The organism is Streptomyces akebiae, assembly GCF_019599145.1.
Taxonomy (GTDB): domain Bacteria; phylum Actinomycetota; class Actinomycetes; order Streptomycetales; family Streptomycetaceae; genus Streptomyces; species Streptomyces akebiae.
Genome location: NZ_CP080647.1, coordinates 8,798,235 through 8,816,912, shown reverse-complemented (window position 1 = coordinate 8,816,912; position 18,678 = coordinate 8,798,235). Strand labels below are relative to the sequence as shown.

Annotated in this window: 18 protein-coding genes; 13 read left to right on the top strand and 5 right to left on the bottom strand. The window is 71.1% G+C overall.

The window, feature by feature from the left end; translation table 11 throughout:
• The first annotated feature begins 26 nt into the window (after window positions 1–26).
• Window positions 27–671 carry a TetR family transcriptional regulator gene (locus K1J60_RS38360; protein ID WP_033529052.1) on the top strand — a complete coding sequence of 215 codons (645 nt, stop codon included), beginning with the start codon at window positions 27–29 and terminating at the stop codon, window positions 669–671.
• 174 nt (window positions 672–845) lie between these two features.
• Here the strand turns inward: K1J60_RS38360 and def are convergent, their stop codons facing one another.
• The gene (gene def, locus K1J60_RS38355) at window positions 846–1,385 is read right to left on the bottom strand and encodes a peptide deformylase (RefSeq protein WP_220650224.1); all 540 of its coding nucleotides are present in this window, start codon (window positions 1,383–1,385) and stop codon (window positions 846–848) included.
• Between the two features lie 152 nt (window positions 1,386–1,537).
• On the opposite strand from def, the gene K1J60_RS38350 reads away from it, so the two are divergent.
• From K1J60_RS38350 to K1J60_RS38320, 7 genes are all read left to right on the top strand, one after another.
• Entirely contained in the window at window positions 1,538–2,776 is a 1,239-nt protein-coding gene (locus tag K1J60_RS38350; protein ID WP_005475362.1) for a Mur ligase family protein, read from the top strand.
• A 37-nt stretch (window positions 2,777–2,813) separates the two neighbouring features.
• A complete protein-coding gene (locus K1J60_RS38345) occupies window positions 2,814–3,545 on the top strand; it encodes a type 1 glutamine amidotransferase (protein WP_220650223.1) in 732 nt (243 codons plus the stop codon).
• Between the two features lie 244 nt (window positions 3,546–3,789).
• Entirely contained in the window at window positions 3,790–4,815 is a 1,026-nt protein-coding gene (locus tag K1J60_RS38340; protein ID WP_220650222.1) for a 6-phosphofructokinase, read from the top strand.
• 183 nt (window positions 4,816–4,998) lie between these two features.
• Complete coding sequence (locus tag K1J60_RS38335) at window positions 4,999–5,943, top strand: cytochrome c oxidase assembly protein (RefSeq protein ID WP_220650221.1); 945 nt, start codon at window positions 4,999–5,001, stop codon at window positions 5,941–5,943.
• A gap of 206 nt (window positions 5,944–6,149) precedes the next feature.
• Complete coding sequence (locus tag K1J60_RS38330; RefSeq protein ID WP_259408090.1) at window positions 6,150–7,661, top strand: DUF6777 domain-containing protein; 1,512 nt, start codon at window positions 6,150–6,152, stop codon at window positions 7,659–7,661.
• A 16-nt stretch (window positions 7,662–7,677) separates the two neighbouring features.
• Window positions 7,678–9,678, top strand: a complete 2,001-nt coding sequence (locus K1J60_RS38325; protein ID WP_220650220.1) for a serine/threonine-protein kinase — start codon at window positions 7,678–7,680, stop codon at window positions 9,676–9,678.
• A gap of 22 nt (window positions 9,679–9,700) precedes the next feature.
• Window positions 9,701–9,856 (top strand): hypothetical protein, encoded by a 156-nt coding sequence (locus tag K1J60_RS38320; protein WP_220650219.1) that lies wholly within the window; start codon window positions 9,701–9,703, stop codon window positions 9,854–9,856.
• 44 nt (window positions 9,857–9,900) lie between these two features.
• On the opposite strand, the gene K1J60_RS38315 is transcribed toward K1J60_RS38320, so the two are convergent.
• From K1J60_RS38315 to K1J60_RS38300, 4 genes are all read right to left on the bottom strand, one after another.
• Complete coding sequence (locus tag K1J60_RS38315; protein WP_220651885.1) at window positions 9,901–11,121, bottom strand: sensor histidine kinase; 1,221 nt, start codon at window positions 11,119–11,121, stop codon at window positions 9,901–9,903.
• 122 nt (window positions 11,122–11,243) lie between these two features.
• On the bottom strand, window positions 11,244–12,989 hold the full coding sequence (locus K1J60_RS38310) for a sodium/solute symporter (RefSeq protein WP_220650218.1): 1,746 nt from the start codon (window positions 12,987–12,989) through the stop codon (window positions 11,244–11,246).
• 60 nt (window positions 12,990–13,049) lie between these two features.
• Window positions 13,050–13,409: a hypothetical protein gene (locus K1J60_RS38305; RefSeq protein ID WP_033529043.1), complete on the bottom strand. Its 360-nt coding sequence runs from the start codon at window positions 13,407–13,409 to the stop codon at window positions 13,050–13,052.
• Window positions 13,410–13,418: 9 nt separating this feature from the next.
• Entirely contained in the window at window positions 13,419–14,186 is a 768-nt protein-coding gene (locus K1J60_RS38300; RefSeq protein WP_220650217.1) for a LytR/AlgR family response regulator transcription factor, read from the bottom strand.
• A gap of 102 nt (window positions 14,187–14,288) precedes the next feature.
• On the opposite strand from K1J60_RS38300, the gene K1J60_RS38295 reads away from it, so the two are divergent.
• The 5 genes from K1J60_RS38295 (at window position 14,289) to K1J60_RS38275 (ending at window position 18,577) form a co-directional block, all read left to right on the top strand.
• Window positions 14,289–14,780 carry an Lrp/AsnC family transcriptional regulator gene (locus tag K1J60_RS38295; RefSeq protein WP_220650216.1) on the top strand — a complete coding sequence of 164 codons (492 nt, stop codon included), beginning with the start codon at window positions 14,289–14,291 and terminating at the stop codon, window positions 14,778–14,780.
• 122 nt (window positions 14,781–14,902) lie between these two features.
• Window positions 14,903–15,733, top strand: a complete 831-nt coding sequence (gene ddaH / locus K1J60_RS38290; protein ID WP_220650215.1) for a dimethylargininase — start codon at window positions 14,903–14,905, stop codon at window positions 15,731–15,733.
• Window positions 15,730–16,956 (top strand): ornithine--oxo-acid transaminase, encoded by a 1,227-nt coding sequence (gene rocD / locus K1J60_RS38285; RefSeq protein WP_259408089.1) that lies wholly within the window; start codon window positions 15,730–15,732, stop codon window positions 16,954–16,956. Before ddaH ends, rocD begins: the two co-directional genes overlap by 4 nt.
• A 293-nt stretch (window positions 16,957–17,249) precedes the next feature.
• Window positions 17,250–17,594 (top strand): helix-turn-helix domain-containing protein, encoded by a 345-nt coding sequence (locus tag K1J60_RS46350; protein WP_259408088.1) that lies wholly within the window; start codon window positions 17,250–17,252, stop codon window positions 17,592–17,594.
• A 263-nt stretch (window positions 17,595–17,857) separates the two neighbouring features.
• Entirely contained in the window at window positions 17,858–18,577 is a 720-nt protein-coding gene (locus K1J60_RS38275) for a lysophospholipid acyltransferase family protein (RefSeq protein ID WP_220650214.1), read from the top strand.
• The last annotated feature ends 101 nt before the right edge of the window (window positions 18,578–18,678 follow it).

The window sequence follows — 18,678 nt, the reverse complement described above, 5'->3', positions numbered from 1 at the left end:
GTCATCAGCATGTGGGGGAGAGACTCATGGACACCACGCAGCGGACCGACCAGGAGCGGTCCGCCGACCGCCGTCGGCGCGAGCTGCTGGAGGCCGCGGACCGAGTCGTGCTCCGCGACGGCCCCGGAGCGTCGATGAACGCCATCGCCGCCGAGGCCGGCATCACCAAGCCCATTCTGTATCGCCACTTCGGCGACAAGGGCGGACTCTACGCCGCCCTCGCCCAGCGTCACACCGATGCCCTCCTCGACTCGCTGCGGGCCGCGCTGGACGCACCGGCGGAGCGCCGCGAACGCGTCGAGGCGACCCTCGACACCTATCTGGCGGCCATCGAGGCCCGCCCCCAGGTGTACCGCTTCCTCATGCACCCCGCCGAGGGCGGCCAGCCCGGCGACCAGGGCTTCGACGTCGGCAAGCACTCGGCCCCCCTCCTTCGGCGCATGGGCGAAGAACTCGGCACGGTCATAGAGGAGCGTCTCGACCTCGGCCCCGACAGCCGCCAACTGGCACGTGTCTGGGGCCACGGCATCGTAGGCATGATGCACGCGGCGGGCGACTGGTGGCTCGGCGAACGCCCGCTCACCAGGGCCGAGTTGGTCCGCAGTCTCGCGGACCTGCTCTGGGGCCGCCTGGCAGCCGCGGGCGACAAGGTCGGCGGCCCCGGTTTCTAGAGGGTCGCTCGTCGCTCAGGCAGGGGATCGCGCCCCGTCAGGGGCGCGGGCCGAGTCGATACGCGGCTCCGCCGCGTGGGCGCGTGCAGCCACACACCACCCGGACCCGCACCCACACCGGCCCCGCGCCCGCACCCGCGCCCGCACCCGCACCCGCACCCGCACCCGCCGAACTCACCGCCCCCACGACGCCTTCGCGACCTTCCTCATCACCCGAGAACGTCTCCACCCCGAAAGCCGGTCGACATACACCCGACCCTCCAGGTGATCGCACTCGTGCTGCAGGCACCGCGCGAAGAAGCCGCTCCCCCGCACCCGCACCCGGTCCCCGTCCACGGTGAACCCCTCGACGACGGCCTCGTCGTACCGTTCCACCCCCGCCTCCAGCCCCGGCAGCGACAGGCATCCCTCGGGGCCCCGCAGCACGATCCCCTCCGCGGAGACGAGCCTCGGGTTCACGACATGGCCGAGATGGCGCACATCGTCGTCGTCCGGGCAGTCGTACACGAACACCCGAAGCCCCCGGCCCACCTGGTTCGCGGCGAGCCCCACCCCCCGCGCGTGGTACATGGTCGCGAACATGTCCTCCACAAGCCGCACCAGTTCGGGCCCGAACTCCGTCACCTCTTCACAGGGCGCCTGCAATACGGGGTCCCCGAGCAGTGTCATGGGGAGAACGCGCCCTCGGGCGCCGGGAATCGAGCCGCTTCGCATGGGCGCAAGGGTACGGTCGGACCCGATATCGCCGGTCCGACCAGTGCGACGGCCCGGTCGAGATTCGGGCGCGTGAGTGGATCTCGATAGGCTTTGGTCCACACGTTGCCGGGACTGGGCGCGGCGCTGTACGCAAGGAGGATCGAGAACTGATGGCAGGCAACTCGGACCCGCTCACGCCGCGGGCCAAGCTGGCCGTGACGGCGGGCAAGGCGGTCGCGGCGGCATCGCGTGCCGCGGGACGCGGTAGCGGATCTGTGATCGGCGGCCGGGTGGCACTGAAACTCGACCCCGACCTCCTCGCCAGGCTCGCACAGAGCCTGGACGTCGTCCTGGTCTCCGCCACCAACGGCAAGACCACCACGACCCGGCTGATCGCCGAGGCACTGCGGGCCGCGGGCCCGGTCGTCTCGAACGCGCTCGGCGCCAACATGCCCGCGGGCATCACCTCGGCTCTCGCCGGGAACTCGGACGCGAAGTTCGCGGTCATCGAGGTCGACGAGAAGTACCTGGCCGGTGTGGCGCGGGACACCGACCCCAAGTGCATCGCGCTGCTCAACCTCTCCCGCGACCAGCTGGACCGCGCCGCCGAGACCCGCATGATGGCGGAGGCGTGGCGGGAGGGCCTGGCCGGCACCAAGGCCGTCGTCGTGGCCAACTGCGACGACCCGCTGATCGTGTGGGCGGCCTCGTCGTCCCCGAACGTCATCTGGGTCGCGGTCGGCCAGATGTGGAAGGACGACGCCTGGTCCTGCCCGTCCTGCGGCGGTGTGATGCAGCGCCCCGGCGACGACTGGTTCTGCGGGGAGTGCGGCTTCCGCCGCCCCACCCCGAGCTGGGCGCTCTCCGGCGACCACGTCCTCGACCCGCACGGTTCGGCCTGGCCGATCCACCTGCAGCTGCCGGGCCGCGCCAACAAGGCCAACGCCGCCTCCTCCGCCGCCACCGCCGCCGTCTTCGGTGTGCCGCCACAGGTCGCCCTGGAACGCATGTACCAGGTTCAGGCGGTCGCCGGACGGTACGACGTGGTCCAGTTCATGCAGCGCGACCTGCGGCTGCTGCTCGCCAAGAACCCGGCGGGCTGGCTGGAGACCTTCTCCCTGATCGACCCGCCGCCGTCACCGGTGATCCTGTCGGTGAACGCGCGCGGCGCCGACGGCACGGACACCTCCTGGCTGTGGGACGTGGACTACACCCGGCTCACCGGCCACCCGATCTTCGTGCTCGGCGACCGCAAGCTGGACCTCGCGGTGCGCCTGGAGGTCGCGAACCAGCACTTCCAGGTCTGTGACACCCTCGACCAGGCGGTGCAGATGTGCCCGCCGGGCCGGATCGAGGTCATCGCGAACTACACCGCGTTCCAGGACCTGCGCCGCCGCGTGGGCAACTGAGCATCCGACCACATACGACTCTGAGGGGCACTGACTCATGAGTGACAACAGCCTGCGGATCGTCTGGGTCTACCCGGACCTGCTCAGCACCTACGGCGACCAGGGCAACGTCCTCGTCGTCGAGCGCCGTGCGCGCCAGCGCGGCCTGGACGTGGCCCGGCTGGACGTGCGCAGCGACCAGCCGATCCCGACCTCCGGCGACATCTACCTGATCGGCGGCGGCGAGGACCGTCCGCAGCGGCTGGCGGCCGAGCGGCTGCGCCGCGACCGGCATCTGTACCAGGCCGTGAACAACGGCGCGATCGTCTTCGCGGTCTGCGCCGGCTACCAGATCCTCGGCCACGAGTTCGTCAACGACCTCGGCCAGCGCGAGCCGGGCCTCGGTCTGCTCGACGTGACGACGACCCGGGGCGAGGGCGAGCGGTGTGTCGGCGACGTCCTCGCCGACATCGACCCGCGCCTCGGGCTGCCGCAGCTGACCGGGTTCGAGAACCACCAGGGCGTCACGCACCTCGGCCCCACCGCCCGCCCGCTGGCGCAGGTGCGGCTCGGCAAGGGCAACGGCACGGGCGACGGCACGGAGGGCGCGTACAACGACACCGTGTTCGGTACGTACATGCACGGGCCGGTGCTGGCGCGGAACCCGCAGATCGCGGACCTGCTGCTGAAGCTGGCGCTGGATGTGAACGCGCTGCCGCCGACCGACGACCGCTGGTTCGAGGCGCTGCGCGACGAGCGGATCTCGGCGGCCCAGCAGCAGCCCGCGTAGCGCGTCCGGCAGGGGGCCGGGGCACCTGAGAAACGGTTCCTCAGGGCCCCTACGAAAGCCCATCCGTAGTGGCCCTCGCTCACCTGTGAAAGCCCGTCTGACCAGGCCTCCGCTCACCTGTGCGGGGCCGTCCAGCAGGCGGACGCCCGCTACGGCCCCGCCCCCTGCCGCCGGTAGGGTGGCGGGGATTCCAGCCGGACAGCGTGGTCCGGCCCCCGGCCCACGTCGAGAAGGTATTCGGGCTATGCGCATTGGTGTCCTCACGTCCGGCGGCGACTGTCCTGGACTGAACGCCGTCATCCGGTCCGTCGTGCACCGCGCCGTCGTCGACCACGGCGACGAGGTCATCGGCTTCCGGGACGGCTGGAAAGGTCTCCTGGACTGCGACTACCTCAAGCTCGACCTGGACGCCGTGGCGGGCATCCTGGCCCGCGGCGGCACGATCCTCGGTTCCTCCCGGGTCCAGCCCTCGCACCTGCGGGACGGGGTGGCGCGGGCGAAGGGCCACGTCGAGGAACTCGGGCTGGACGCGATCATCCCCATCGGTGGTGAGGGCACACTGAAGGCGGCCCGGCTGATGTCGGACAGCGGCCTGCCGGTCGTGGGCGTGCCGAAGACCATCGACAACGACATCGCGGTCACGGACGTCACGTTCGGCTTCGACACGGCCGTGGGGGTCGCGACGGAGGCCCTGGACCGGCTGAAGACCACCGCCGAGTCCCACCAGCGGGTCCTGGTCGTGGAGGTCATGGGCCGCCACACCGGCTGGATCGCGCTGCACTCCGGCATGGCGGCCGGGGCGCACGCCATCGTCGTACCGGAGCGGCCCTTCGACATCGAGGAGTTGAGCACGAAGGTCGCCGAGCGGTTCTCGGCGGGCAAGCGGTTCGCGATCGTCGTCGCCGCGGAGGGTGCGAAGCCGAAGGCCGGGTCGATGGACTTCGACGAGGGCGGCAAGGACATCTACGGGCACGAGCGGTTCGCCGGGATCGCGCGGCAGCTGTCGATCGAGCTGGAGCAGCGCCTCGGGAAGGAGGCGCGGCCGGTGATCCTCGGGCATGTGCAGCGGGGTGGTACGCCGACCGCGTACGACCGGGTGCTGGCGACCCGGTTCGGCTGGCACGCGGTGGAGGCCGTGCACCGGGGTGAGTTCGGGCACATGACCGCGCTGCGGGGGACCGACATCGTGATGGTGCCGCTCGCGGAGGCGGTGGAGACGTTGAAGACGGTGCCGGAGGATCGGTACGCGGAAGCGGAGTGTGTGCTTTGAGTTCCGACTAGGAGCTCGGTTCAGCAGGTGGTTCGTCGGCTGCGGGTGGTTCGTGGCTGGTCGCGCAGTTCCCCGCGCCCCTGAGGTCGGCTGCTCTGCCCCCGGTCATGATCGTGACCGGGGGCGGTTCTAGTCTTGGGGCGGACGTACAGCGCTCAACCCCCACGAAACAGGAGCCGGCGGATGGATCACAGCGGGCATGGGACGGGGCTTTTGCCCTTCACTCTCGGGCGAGGGCTCTCGTGGTCGGCGGATCCGTTCTTCCTGATCGCGTGCCTGGTGGGCCTCGGGCTCTACGCCTGGGGAGTCGTACGGCTCGTGCGCCGCGGGGACAAGTGGCCGGTGGGGCGGACGATCGCGTTCGTCGTGGGTGTGCTGCTGGTGATGCTGGTGACGTGCACCGGGCTGAACGACTACGGCATGGTCATGTTCAGCGTGCACATGGTGCAGCACATGGTGATCAGCATGCTGGCGCCGATCATGCTGCTGCTGGGGGCGCCGGTCACCCTGGCGCTGCGGGCGCTGCCGGTGGCGGGGAAGGGACGCAAGGGACCGCGCGAGCTGCTGCTGATGTTCCTGCACAGCTGGTACATGAAGATCGTCACGCATCCGGCGTTCACGATCCCGATGTTCATCGCGAGCCTGTACGGGCTGTACTTCACGCCGTTGTTCGACTTCCTGATGGGGTCGACGCCGGGACACATCGTGATGATGACGCACTTCCTGCTGGTCGGGCTGTTCTTCTTCTGGCCGATCATGGGCGTGGACCCGGGCCCGCACCGGCCCGGGTATCTGATGCGGATGCTGGAGCTGTTCGCGGGCATGCCTTTCCACGCCTTCTTCGGCATCGCGCTGATGATGGCGTCCGCCCCGATGGTCAAGACGTACGAGAACCCGCCCGCCTCGCTCGGCATCGACGCGCTCGCCGACCAGAACGCGGCCGGCGGCATCGCCTGGGCCTTCAGCGAGATCCCCTCGGTGCTCGTGCTGCTGGCGCTGCTCTTCCAGTGGTACAACTCCGAGCAGCGGCAGGCCCGGCGCACGGACCGGGCGGCCGACCGGGACGGCGACAAGGAACTGGAGGCGTACAACGCCTACCTCGCCTCACTCGACGCACGTAGTCGCTGAGCCCCATTTCTTTTTCTTGTCGGTCGTGTCCCCATTTTTTTCTTTGGCCACACAACCGTGCCCCTTTCCTTTTCTCTTGGCGGAAAGGCTTTGCCCTTCAGTAGCATGATGCGTGAGCCCCGCATATCCTCTGCGGGGTGACGGGGGAAACCGCGGGGGGAGCGGTCATGACAATTCGCGCGCGCTTGCGAACATGTTTGCTATTGGTGGGCGTACTGGTTCTCAGCGGCTGCGGCGAGTCGGCCCCGTCACTGCTCGCGGTGACGGCGGTGGCCGCAGGGGTACCGTCCCTCGCCCCCTTCTTCGACGAGGGCGAGCGGCTCGGCCGGGACCAGCCCGACCTGCGGTCACTGGAGCCGCACAGCGGTCTCCAGCAGGGCAGCACCCCCGGCCTGTACGGGGGCTCACGGAAACCGAAGATCTGCGACGTCGGCAAGCTGGAGGATTTCCTCACCGCACCCGAGAACACGAAAAAGGCTCAGGAATGGGCCCGGATCGTCGGGGTCGGGGTCGACCGCATCCCGGATTATCTCGACGACCTCACGCCTGTTCTTCTGCGCCACGACACCCTCGTGAAGAACCACGACTACAAGAAGGGCAGGGCCGTCCCCTTCGACGCGCTGCTGGAAGCCGGGATCGCGGCATTGGTGGACGACCAGGGGCTGCCGGCCGTCAAGTGCAGCTGCGGAAATCCGCTGCGCTCGTTCGCCGCGGACCCGCACCGGATCAAGGTGGAGTTCACGGGCGACAACGAGAAGTGGGAGAACTACGACAAGGCCTCGCTGGTCGTCGTCAAGCCCGCGCCCCAGCAGCTGAAGGAGATCAAGCTCGTCGACGTCGAGGACCCGGACCGGGGCATCAACCGGGAGGTCGGCACCACGGGCGAGTCCGACACGACGTTCGACACGCGTGCGCGGCAGGCCGTGCCGAAGGTACGGGGGATGACCTTCGGCGAGGCGAGCGCGGCCATGGCGGAGAAGGGCCTGGCGGTGACGGTCGAGGGCGCCGAGATGCCGCCGGGTGACGCGCCGGTGACCGGGTCGAGTCCCGGGCCGGGCGCCGAGCTGCAGTTCGGCGACGCGGTGGCGCTGCACGTGGAGTGGCCGGGCAGCACTTCCGCGAACGGCACCGACGGATCGGGCTCGGACGGCGGCTCGGTACCGGGCGGCGGGTCGGACTCGGACGGCGGATCGGACTCGGACGGCGGGTCCACGGGCACGGATCCGGGGCCGACAGAGCCCTCGGACCCGGGCGGTTCGTCCTCGGACGGTTCCTCGTCGGGCGGATCGCCGACTCAGGACAGTTCGACGCCGACGGACCCGGGCACGACACCCTCGGACGAAGGCTCCTCCCCCACGGACGACGTGTCGTCGCCCACGGAATCCACCACTCCCCCGCCCACGGGTGGTACGTCCCTCACACCGTCACCCTCCCAGTCCTCCGAGCGGCCTTCACCGAACCCCACCCCCACCTCCGCTCCCACATCCACCGTGCCCTCGGCACCCTCCAGCCCCACGCGATCGACCAGGCCGCCGACCACTCCCGACCCCGATCCGACTCCGCCGGAGGAGAGCGGCCCGCCCCCCGACCTCCCCACGAGCGCTCCCGACCCAACCGGGGATCCGCCGTCCGACGACCCGGGGAGTCCGGGGAATCCGAGCGATTCGGGGGCACCGGGCGCACCCGTCCAGGAACCGGCCCGGTTCATGTGGATCTGAACCCTGGGAGTGACCGTTGCAGTCAGGAGCACCGCATTCGGGAGCCGGCCGGGTCATCGCCGACCGCTATCTCCTGCTGAACCGGCTGGGCAGCGGCGGCATGGGCCATGTCTGGCTGGCGCACGACCGTCAGCTGGACTGCGAGGTGGCGCTCAAGGAGATCGTGTTCCGCCATCCGGGCGAGGCCGAGCAGGAACGCGCCGCCCGGGTGGCCCGCGCCCGCGCGGAGGCCCGGCACGCCGCCGGACTGCGCGACCACCCGAATGTGGTCACCGTGCACGACGTCCTGGAACACGACGCGCTGCCGTGGATCGTCATGGAGTACGTGCCGGGCGCTCTCGACCTGAAGGCGTTGGTAACGCTGCGCGGCGCCCTCGCACCCGCCGAGTGCGCCCGGATCGGTCTCGCCGTGCTGGACGCGCTGACCGCCGGGCACGAACGCGGCGTCATGCACCGGGACGTCAAGCCGGCCAACATCCTGCTCGCACCGGACCGCACCGGATCGCCGTACGCACGTGTCCTCCTCACCGACTACGGCATCTCCGTCCAGCCCGACACCCAGGAGACCCGGTACACCAGGACCCATGTCCTGGTCGGGACCGCCGGGTATCTGGCACCCGAGCGGGCGCAGGGCGGGCCGCCGACCGCCGCGTCCGACCTGTTCTCGCTGGGCTGCACGCTCTACCACGCCGTCGAGGGGTACGGGCCCTTCGACCGCGACTCGGAGATCGCGGCGCTCACCGCCGTGGTTCTGGAGCAGCCGCGTCCCATGCTGCGGGCGGGTGCGCTGGAACCGGTGCTGGCCGCCATGCTCACCAAGGACCCCGGACGCCGGATCACCGCCGCCGAGACCGAGGCGGCGCTCTCCGCGATCGTCACCCCCCAGGCCCACCCCCACACCGCGCCCGACCTCGGCTCGCAACCGCAGTGGGCGAGCGAGCCGACGCACACTGCGGATTACGAACACCCCCTCGTCCCGCCGGACGCGCACGAGACACCGTGGTACGCGCCGTCGGCTGGGCACAGCGCACACGGTGGACACGGTGGACACGGTGGACACGGTGGACACGGCGAGCCCGGAGGAGAGGGGGCCCGAGAAGCACAGGGACCCGCGGACGGCTGGTCCCCGGCGGAGCACCGAGCGGCGGGCGCCGGTGGACATCACCGTCGGCACCGCAGCCGGGCCCTGCTCGCCGGCGTGGCCACCACCCTCGGTCTCGCTCTGGTCGTCGGCGGGACCTGGTACGCCGTGGGCACCATGAAGGAGCTGACGGACGGCCTCGGCGGCGGAGGCAGCGGGAGCGCGGCGCTGCCGTACGGCAGGACCGTGGGGCTGACCGAGCCGCTGAAGGACGGCGACTGCGTCGACGTCACCTGGACCGACACCCCCTTCGCGGACGCGGCCGGGCTTCGGATCGTGCCCGGGTGCGCGGGGCCCTCGATGGACGGACAGGTGATGGCCTCCTACGAGGCGTCGTCCGCCGAGGACGCCCGCACGGGCGGAGCGGCCCGGTGCGAGCAGCTCACGGTGGAGGCCCGGGAGAGGCTCGTGGACGTCCGCTCCCACGCCGTGGTGCCGACCGACGACGGTTTCGACGCGGCCGGGCATCGGGTCGCCTGTCTGCTGCTGGGCGAGCGCAGGCCGGTGTACGGGCCGATCGGTGAGTACCGGACGGTGGGTGAGACGGTGCTCGTCGACGTGGCCACCCTGCAGAAGCAGGACTGCCTCGACACGATCTCCAGCAACAAGATCCGGCTGGTCTCCTGCCAGGAGCGTCACGACGAGAAGGTGCTCGGGTTCCACGAGATGAGTCCCGGCACCACCTACGGCGATGCCCAGGAGCAGGCTCGCGCCGCCTGCAAGAAGAACCTGCCGCCGCAGCAGTACGGCTATGAGCCCGGCCGGACCGGCACCGGTTTCTGGGTCAGCGAGGACGGCTGGAAAAAGGGAGCACATTTCGTCGTCTGCACTGTCATTTCCGCCACTGGGGGCACCATGGAGGGAGAAGAAGCCTGAGGACCTGAGAAAGGGTGTCGCGATGCCCGGTTCGACGAAGGCCATGGGGGTGCTCACCGTCGGTGGGCTGGTCATGGTGACTGCCTACTCGGTGACCCTCGGCAGCAACGGCTGGCTGTGGTTCGGCTGGGTCGTCCTGGGCCTGCTGACGCTGGGCATGGTGGCGTCGCGCACCTGAGGCGCAGCCGTCGGCTCAACCCATGGGTCGAGCCGCGGTGATCCTCAGGTCCGGGGTATTCCCCCGTCCGGGTGTACGCCCGGCTGGTATTTGGGCAGCCGGGCGGTGATCTTCATGCCCGCGCCCACCGCGGTCTCGATGACCAGGCCGTGGTCGTCGCCGTACACCTGGCGGAGCCGCTCGTCGACGTTGCTGAGGCCTATGCCGCCGGAGGGGCTGGTCTCGCCGGCGAGGATGCGGCGGAGCACGTCGGGTTCCATGCCGACGCCGTCGTCCTCGATGACGACGAGCGCCTCGGCTCCGGCGTCCTGCGCGGTGATGCTGATGTGGCTCTTGCCCGCGGCGGTCACGGAACGGCCTTCGAGGCCGTGCTTCACCGCGTTCTCCACGAGGGGCTGGAGGCACAGGAAGGGCAGGGTGACCGGCAGGACCTCGGGGGCTATCTGGAGCGTGACCGAGAGCCGGTCGCCGAAGCGGGCCCGGACCAGTGCCAGGTAGTGGTCGATGGCGTGGAGTTCGTCGGCGAGGGTGGTGAAGTCGCCGTGTCTGCGGAACGAGTAGCGGGTGAAGTCGGCGAATTCCAGCAGCAGCTCGCGGGCGCGCTCGGGGTCGGTGCGGACGAACGAGGCGATCACCGCGAGCGAGTTGAAGATGAAGTGCGGGGAGATCTGGGCGCGCAGGGCCTTGATCTCGGCCTCGATCAAGCGGGTGCGGGACTGGTCGAGATCGGCCAGTTCGAGCTGGACGGAGACCCAGCGGGCGACCTCGCCGGCCGCCCGGACGAGGACGGCGGACTCGCGGGGCGCGCAGGCGACGAGCGCCCCGTGGACGCGGTCGTCGACCGTGAGGGGGGCGACCACCGCCCAGCGCACGGGGCAGTCGATGATGTCGCAGGTCAGCCGGAAGGCCTCGCCCCGGCCGGTCTCCAGGGGGCCCGCCAGGCGTCCCATGATCTCGGCGCGGTGGTGCTCCGCGACGCCCTCCCAGGCGAGGACCGACTCGTGGTCGGTGAGGCAGAGCGCGTCCGTGCCGAGCAGGGTGCGCAGCCGCTTGGCCGATCTGCGGGCCGTCTCCTCCGTGAGGCCGGCGCGCAGCGGGGGCGCGGCGAGGGTGGCGGTGTGCAGGGTCTGGAAGGTGGCGTGCTCGACGGGTGTGCCGAGCCCGCCGAGGCTGTTGCGTGGGTGTGCCGTACGGCGGCCGAGCCAGAAGCCGGCCGCGAGCAGCGGGAGCACGGCCACGCAGAACCCGGCCAGGAAGCCGGTCACTTCACCGCTCATCGCTCACCTCCCGCATGTGGTACACCGCTCACCGGCCGTGGGTTCCCTTCTCGTTTTCTCGTGCCGCGTCAGGTCGGTCGGTCCGGCCGCCGTCCCCGGCGCGGTGCCCCTCACCGCCGCCACAGTTCGATCTCCTTGGTCGCCGCGCGGGTCCGGCCGCCGACGAGTTCCTCCGGGAGGTGGAAGCGGGCCAGGATCGCCGGTGTCTCGGGCGGGACCTTGCCGGGGGTGGCCAGGGACACCAGGACCATCGTGAGGAAGCCCAGCGGTACGGACCAGAGGGCGGGCCAGGCCAGCAGGGCGTGCAGGGTGCCGGTGCCGGGATAACCGGCCATGGTCGCGGCGACCGCGAGGAGGGCCGCTCCGCCTCCGACGAGCATGCCGGCCGCGGCACCCGGCGGGGTGAGGCGCCGCCACCAGATGCCGAGGACGAGCAGCGGGCAGAACGAGGAGGCCGAGACGGCGAAGGCGAGGCCGACCGCGTCGGCGACGGGCAGCCCGCCGACCAGGACGCTCGCGGCGAGCGGCACCGCCATGGCGAGGACCGCGGCGAGCCGGAAGTGCCGTACGCCCCGGGCGGGCAGCACGTCCTGGGTGAGCACGCCGGCGACGGCCATGGTCAGTCCTGAGGCGGTGGACAGGAAGGCGGCGAAGGCGCCGCCCGCGACCAGCGCGCCGAGCAGGTCGCCGCCGAGGCCGCCGATCATGCGGTCCGGGAGCAGGAGGACGGCCGCGTCGGCGTCGCCGGTGAGGGTGAGGTCGGGGGCGTAGAGGCGGCCGAGTGCTCCGTAGATCGGGGGGAGGAGGTAGAAGGCGCCGATCATGCCGAGGACGACGACCGTGGTGCGGCGGGCGGCGACACCGTCCGGGCTGGTGTAGAAGCGGACGACGACGTGGGGCAGGCCCATGGTGCCGAGGAAGGTGGCGAGGATCAGCCCGTAGGTGGCGTACAGGGGGCGTTCCTCGCGGCCGGCGGCGAGCGAGGTGGACATGCCGCCGTTGGTGCCTCGGTCGGCGACGGGGACGGGGTCGCCCTCGGTGAAGGTCAGGCGGGTGCCCCGGTCGATGCGGTGGGTGCCGGTGGGCAGGTCCACGCGCCGGTTGTCGTAGCGGCGGCCGTCGATGGTGCCGGTGGCGGTGACGGTGAGCGGGCCGCCGAGCTTCAGGTCGAGGGTCTCGTCGACGCGGACGACGCGTTGTTCGCGGAAGGTCGCGGGCTCGTCGAAGGCGTGCCGGGGGGCGCCGTCGCCCTGCCAGGCGAGGACCAGGAAGAGGGCGGGGACGAGGAGGGCGGTGAGCTTGAGCCAGTACTGGAAGGCCTGGACGAAGGTGATGCTGCGCATACCGCCGGCGGCGACGGTGGCGGAGACGACGACGGCGACGATGACACCGCCGAGCCACTCGGGGGCGTCGGTGAGCACGTTCAACGTCAGTCCGGCGCCCTGCAGTTGGGGCAGGAGGTAGAGCCAGCCGACGCCGACGACGAAGGCCCCCGCGAGCCGTCGTACGGTTTTGGAGGCGAGCCGGGCCTCGGCGAAGTCGGGCAGCGTGTACGCGCCGGAGCGGCGCAGCGGGGCGGCGACGAAGAGCAGGAGGACGAGGTAGCCGGCGGTGTAGCCGACCGGGTACCAGAGCATGTCGGGGCCCTGGACGAGGACGAGGCCGGCGATACCGAGGAAGGAGGCGGCGGAGAGGTACTCGCCGCTGATCGCGGCCGCGTTGAGGCGGGGTCCGACGGTCCGGGAGGCGACGTAGAAGTCGGAGGTGGTGCGGGAGATGCGCAGGCCGAAGGCGCCGACGAAGACGGTCGCCACGACGACGAGGGCGACCGCGGGAACGGCGTAGTTCTCGTTCATGCCTTGCTTCCGGTCTCCTCGTTCACGGGTTCACTGCTCGCGTCGCCTCGGTGGTTCGCCTCAGCGGTCCTCGACGAGGCGGACGAGGTCCTGTTCGTTGCGTTCGGCGCGGCGCACGTGCCGACGGGCGAGGAGGACCAGCGGGGGGTAGACGCCGAAGCCGAGGAGGGCCCACTCCAGGCCGGCGCCGTCCGGCATCGCGGCGAAGACCAGGGGCAGCGGGGCGACCAGCAGGACCAGGACCGCGAACACGGCGAGGGCGGCGCGGAGTTGGCTGCGCATGAGGGAGCGGACGTAGGTGTGGCCGAGGGTGGTCTGTTCGTCGATCTCGGTGCGGGGGCGCTGGTGGCCGGACGGGCGCGGGGTACGGCGGGGCACTCCGGTGACGACGACACGGCGTTCGGTGGGGTCGCTCGGCATGGTGGCTCCTCAGCCCGTGGTCCGGCGCATCAGCAGATCGCGCAGCTCGCGGGCGTGACGGCGGCTGACCTGGAGTTCCACGGAGCCGACGAGGACGCTGACCGTGCCCGCGTCCAGGCGGAGTTCGCCGACGTGGCGCAGGGCGACGAGATGGCGGCGGTGGATGCGGACGAACCCGCGTGCGCGCCAGCGCTCTTCGAGGGTGGAGAGGGGGATGCGGATGAGGTGGCTGCCCTGCGGGGTGTGCAGTCGGGCGTAGTCGCCCTGGGCCTCGACGTGGGTGATGTCGTCGACGGTGACGAAGCGGGTCACCCCGCCGAGCTCGACGGGTATCTGGTCGGGGTCGGGTTCGTGGACCGGTATCGGCGGGGCCGGTGCCGTGGTCGCCTCGCGGAGCTGGACGGCCCGGCGGATCGCCTCGGCGAGGCGTTCCCGGCGTACGGGTTTGAGGACGTAGTCGACGGCCTTGAGGTCGAAGGCCTGGACGGCGAAGCCCTCGTGCGCGGTGACGAAGACGACGAGCGGGGGCCGGGCGAAGCCGGTGAGGAGGCGGGCGAGGTCGAGGCCGTCGAGGCCGGCCATCTGGATGTCGAGGAAGACGACGTCGATCGCCTCGGGCCCGTCGGGGCCGGACTCCAGGGCGCGGTTGATCCGCCGCAGTGCCTCGGTGGCGTCGTTCGCGCCCTCGGCGCTGCCGACCCGTGGATCCGCGTTCAGCAGGTACAGCAGCTCCTCCAGGGAGGGTTTCTCGTCATCGACGGCGAGCGCGCGCAGCATGAACGTGGAGTGTAGGAGCAATTCGCACGCCTGCACACGGCCGCGCGCCGGAGGCCTCGGCGCTGGGGGTCGCGGGGGCCTCCCGCTGGATACAGTGCCCGCATGAACAGCAAGTCCGCGGCGTTCGACGAGCTCGATCGCAAGATCATCACAGCGTTGATGGCGAACGCGAGGACCAGCTTCGCCGAGATCGGCGCGACCGTCGGCCTTTCGGCCACCGCGGTCAAGCGGCGGGTGGACCGGTTGCGGGAGACCGGGGTGATCACCGGCTTCACGGCCACGGTGCAGCCGGCGGCGCTCGGCTGGCGCACGGAGGCGTACGTGGAGGTGTACTGCGAGGGCGCGGCGCCGCCCCGGCGGCTCGCGGAGGTGGTGCGCAACCATCCGGAGATCACGGCGGCGATGACGGTGACCGGTGGCGCCGACGCGTTGCTGCACGTGCGGGCGGTGGACGTGGAGCATTTCGAGGAGGTGCTGGAGCGGATCCGCACCGAGCCGTTCATCCGGAAGACGATCAGCTACATGGTGCTGTCGCACCTGCTGCCGGAGGCTCCGGAGGCCGGGGCGACGCAGGACGCAGCGAACCTGCGCTGAGCCGGTTCTCTACGCAGGATTACTGCGTGAACACGCAACGTTCGTTTCTTGTCGTGCGCCGGTCCCGATTCCTACCGTGGTGTCATCCCCGTCGACACCGTCAGGAAGCGGAGAAACCCTCTGTGCCCGACAGCCGTGTGCCGCGCCTTCGGCGCTTTCTCGTCTGCGAACCCAGACACTTCGCCGTGCAGTACTCGATCAATCCCTGGATGCATCCGGACACCCCCGTGGACGTCGACCTGGCCCAGGATCAGTGGCAGGAGCTGATCCGCGCCTATCGGTCCCATGGTCACACCGTGGACACCGTGGAGCCGGTGGCGGCGCTGCCGGACATGGTGTTCGCCGCCAACTGCGCGCTCGTCCTCGGCGGCCGCGTCCTCGGCTCGCTGTTCCACGCGCCCGAGCGGCGCCCCGAGTCCACCGCCTACGACGCCTGGTTCAAGAGCGCCGGGTACGAGGTGTTCCGCTCCGAGTCGGTGTGCGAGGGAGAGGGCGATCTGGTGCCCACCGGTCGCTATCTGCTCGCCGGGACCGGCTTCCGCACCACCCGTGACGCGCATCGCCAGGCGCAGGAGTTCTTCGGCGTCCCCGTGATCAGCCTCCAGCTGGTGGACCCGCGCTTCTACCATCTGGACACGGCGCTGTTCGTCCTGGAGGACGGGAGCGACGGCGCCGCGGGCAACATCGCGTACTACCCGGAGGCGTTCTCACCCGGCAGCCGCGCGGTCCTCGCCCGCCTCTACCCGGACGCGGTGATCGCCACCCGCGAGGACGCCATGGCCTTCGGCCTGAACTCGGTGTCCGACGGCCGCCATGTCTTCATCTCGCCCCGGGCCAAGGAACTCGCCGACCAGCTCGCCCGCCAGGGCTACGTCCCCGTCCCCGTCGACCTGTCGGAGTTCCAGAAGGCCGGCGGCGGCATCAAGTGCGTCACTCAGGAGATCCGCTCATGACCGCTCCCGTCCGCGCGCGTTCGTCGGCCGACCTGATCCGCGCCGAGGAGCCCGTCCTCGCGCACAACTACCACCCGCTGCCCGTGGTCGTCGCCCGCGCCGAGGGCACCTGGGTCGAGGACGTCGAGGGCCGCCGCTATCTGGACATGCTGGCCGGCTACTCCGCCCTCAACTTCGGCCACCGCCACCCGGCGCTGATCGAGGCCGCGCACCGCCAGCTCGACACCCTCACCCTCACCTCGCGGGCCTTCCACAACGACCGTCTCGCCGAGTTCGCCGAGTCGCTGGCCGAGCTGACCGGCCTGGACATGGTGCTGCCGATGAACACGGGCGCCGAGGCGGTGGAGAGCGCGATCAAGGTGGCCCGCAAGTGGGCGTACGAGGTGAAGGGCGTCCCCGCCGACCAAGCCACGATCGTCGTCGCCGCCGACAACTTCCACGGCCGTACGACGACCATCGTCAGCTTCTCCACGGACCCGGTGGCCCGCGACGGGTTCGGGCCGTTCACGCCGGGCTTCCGGGTGGTCCCGTACAACGACCTCGCCGCGCTGGAGGCGGCGATCGACGAGACGACGGCCGCGGTGCTCATCGAGCCCATCCAGGGCGAGGCGGGTGTCCTCATCCCCGACGACGGCTATCTGCGCGGGGTCCGCGAGCTGACCCGGCGCACCGGCTGTCTCTTCGTCGCGGACGAGATCCAGTCGGGTCTCGGCCGCACGGGCCGCACGCTCGCCGTCGAGCACGAGGACGTCCTGCCCGACGCCGTCCTGCTCGGCAAGGCGCTCGGCGGCGGCATCGTGCCGGTGTCGGCGGTGGTGGCCCGCCGTGAGGTGCTGTCGGTCCTGCGTCCCGGCGAGCACGGCTCGACGTTCGGCGGCAATCCCCTGGCCGCGGCGGTCGGTTCGGCGGTGGTCGAGCTGCTGCGCACCGGGGAGTTCCAGCTCAGGGCCACCGAACTGGGCGGGGTGCTGCGGGAGGGGCTCACGGAACTGGTCGGCCGGGGCGTGGTCGGCTTCCGGGCGCGCGGACTGTGGGCGGGTGTCGACGTCGACCCCGCGCTCGGCACGGGCCGCGAGATCAGTCACCGGCTCATGGAGCGCGGCATCCTGGTCAAGGACACCCATGGCTCGACCATCCGCCTGGCTCCGCCCCTGACGATCACGGGGACGGAACTCCGGTCGGCGCTGGGGACGTTGGGGGAGGTACTGAAGGAGGGCTCCTGAGACTCGGAGTCCGCCCGCCCGCGCCCCGAAAGGGGCGCGGGACACCACTTCCACGGCTCCTGCCAGGACGCGTGCGACGCGCTCCACCTGACCGCCCGGCGGACGAGCGGTTCGGCCGGGCGCCCGACCGTCCGCGGGGCGGGCGGCGCCCCGGTCCGTCTGATCGCCGATCTGCGGATCCACCAGCTCCTGGCGGCGGTGGGCCAGCCGACCCGCGGACGGCTGCTCGCGGTGACGGCCGCGGAGCCGCGGGAGCAGCCGGAACGGCCGGTGCTCCGCGACACGGTCACCGCGTGGGCGAGGGCGGCTTCCATCTCGTCCGGGCGGCCGAGGCGCTGCACGTCCACCGGAACACCGTGGCCTACCGCATGCAGAAGATCGAGCAGCTCACCGGCCGACCGCCGCGCGACCACCGCACCACCATGGCCGTGTACCTCGCCTGCCTGTCCGACGAGCTGGGCGGGGGCGGCGAGTCACCCACGCGGCCCAAGGAGAGCGCGATCGACGACGTGCCGCCGAGACCCAGGCGTACGGGGTGGGGGGAAGCCCTTTCATGGCTGCCCCGGATCGGGGCCGAGAGGGTGGCCGCCGGCCGGGGGCGGGTACGGACGGCACCGATCGCCCGCGGGGCCCGGTGACGGGCGGGTCGAGCGAGCGGCCGCCGTGCCGCGACCCGTCCTTCCATGACCGCCGGTCCGCCATGTGCGGGACGCTCACGCTGTTCGGTTTCCTCCGGCCTCCTCCCGGTGACGTGGCACGTGGGGCTACGATCAATCGTCGACACGCAGGACGCGGCCCACCAGCGCTCATGCGCCTGACGCAGCGTCAGCGGTGTCAGCGAGGAGTCCTCGTGAGTCCGAACACGTCCACAGAGCCGATCCGGTAGCGCGAGGGAGACGCCGTGTTCTATTACCTGCTCAAGTACGTGCTTCTGGGACCCCTGCTGAGACTGGTCTTCCGGCCTCGCATCGAGGGCCTCGAAAACGTGCCGTCGTCGGGCGCCGCCATCGTCGCGGGCAATCATCTGTCCTTCTCGGACCACTTCCTGATGCCCGCGATCCTCAAGCGCCGCATCACCTTCCTGGCGAAGGCCGAGTACTTCACCGGCCCGGGGCTCAAGGGCCGGTTGACGGCGTTCTTCTTCCACAGCGTCGGGCAGATCCCGGTCGACCGCTCCGGCAAGGAGGCGGGCCAGGCCGCCATCCGCGAGGGGCTCGGCGTGCTGAGCAAGGACGAACTCCTCGGCATCTACCCGGAGGGCACCCGCTCGCACGACGGCCGCCTCTACAAGGGCAAGGTCGGCGTCGCGGTCATGGCGCTCAAGGCCGGCGTGCCCGTCATCCCGTGCGCCATGATCGGCACCTTCGAGGCCCAGCCCCCGGGCAAGGTCATCCCCAACATCCACCCCGTCGTCATCCGCTTCGGCAAGCCCCTCGACTTCTCCCGCTACGAGGGCATGGAGAACGAGAAGGCCGTGCTGCGGGCCATCACCGACGAGATCATGTACGCGATCCTCACGCTCTCCGAGCAGGAGTACGTCGACCAGTACGCGGCCGTCGTGAAGGCGGAGGAGGCCGCCGCTGCGAAGGAACGCAAGTTCCCGCGCCTGCCGCTGAGTTGAGCGGACCCCGGCGGATCACACCGAGTCGGGGCCTGATCACGGCGGACAGCGTCCAGGCTTCCGGGGGTCCCGGTGGCAGGGCAACAGGGTTGTCCTGCCGG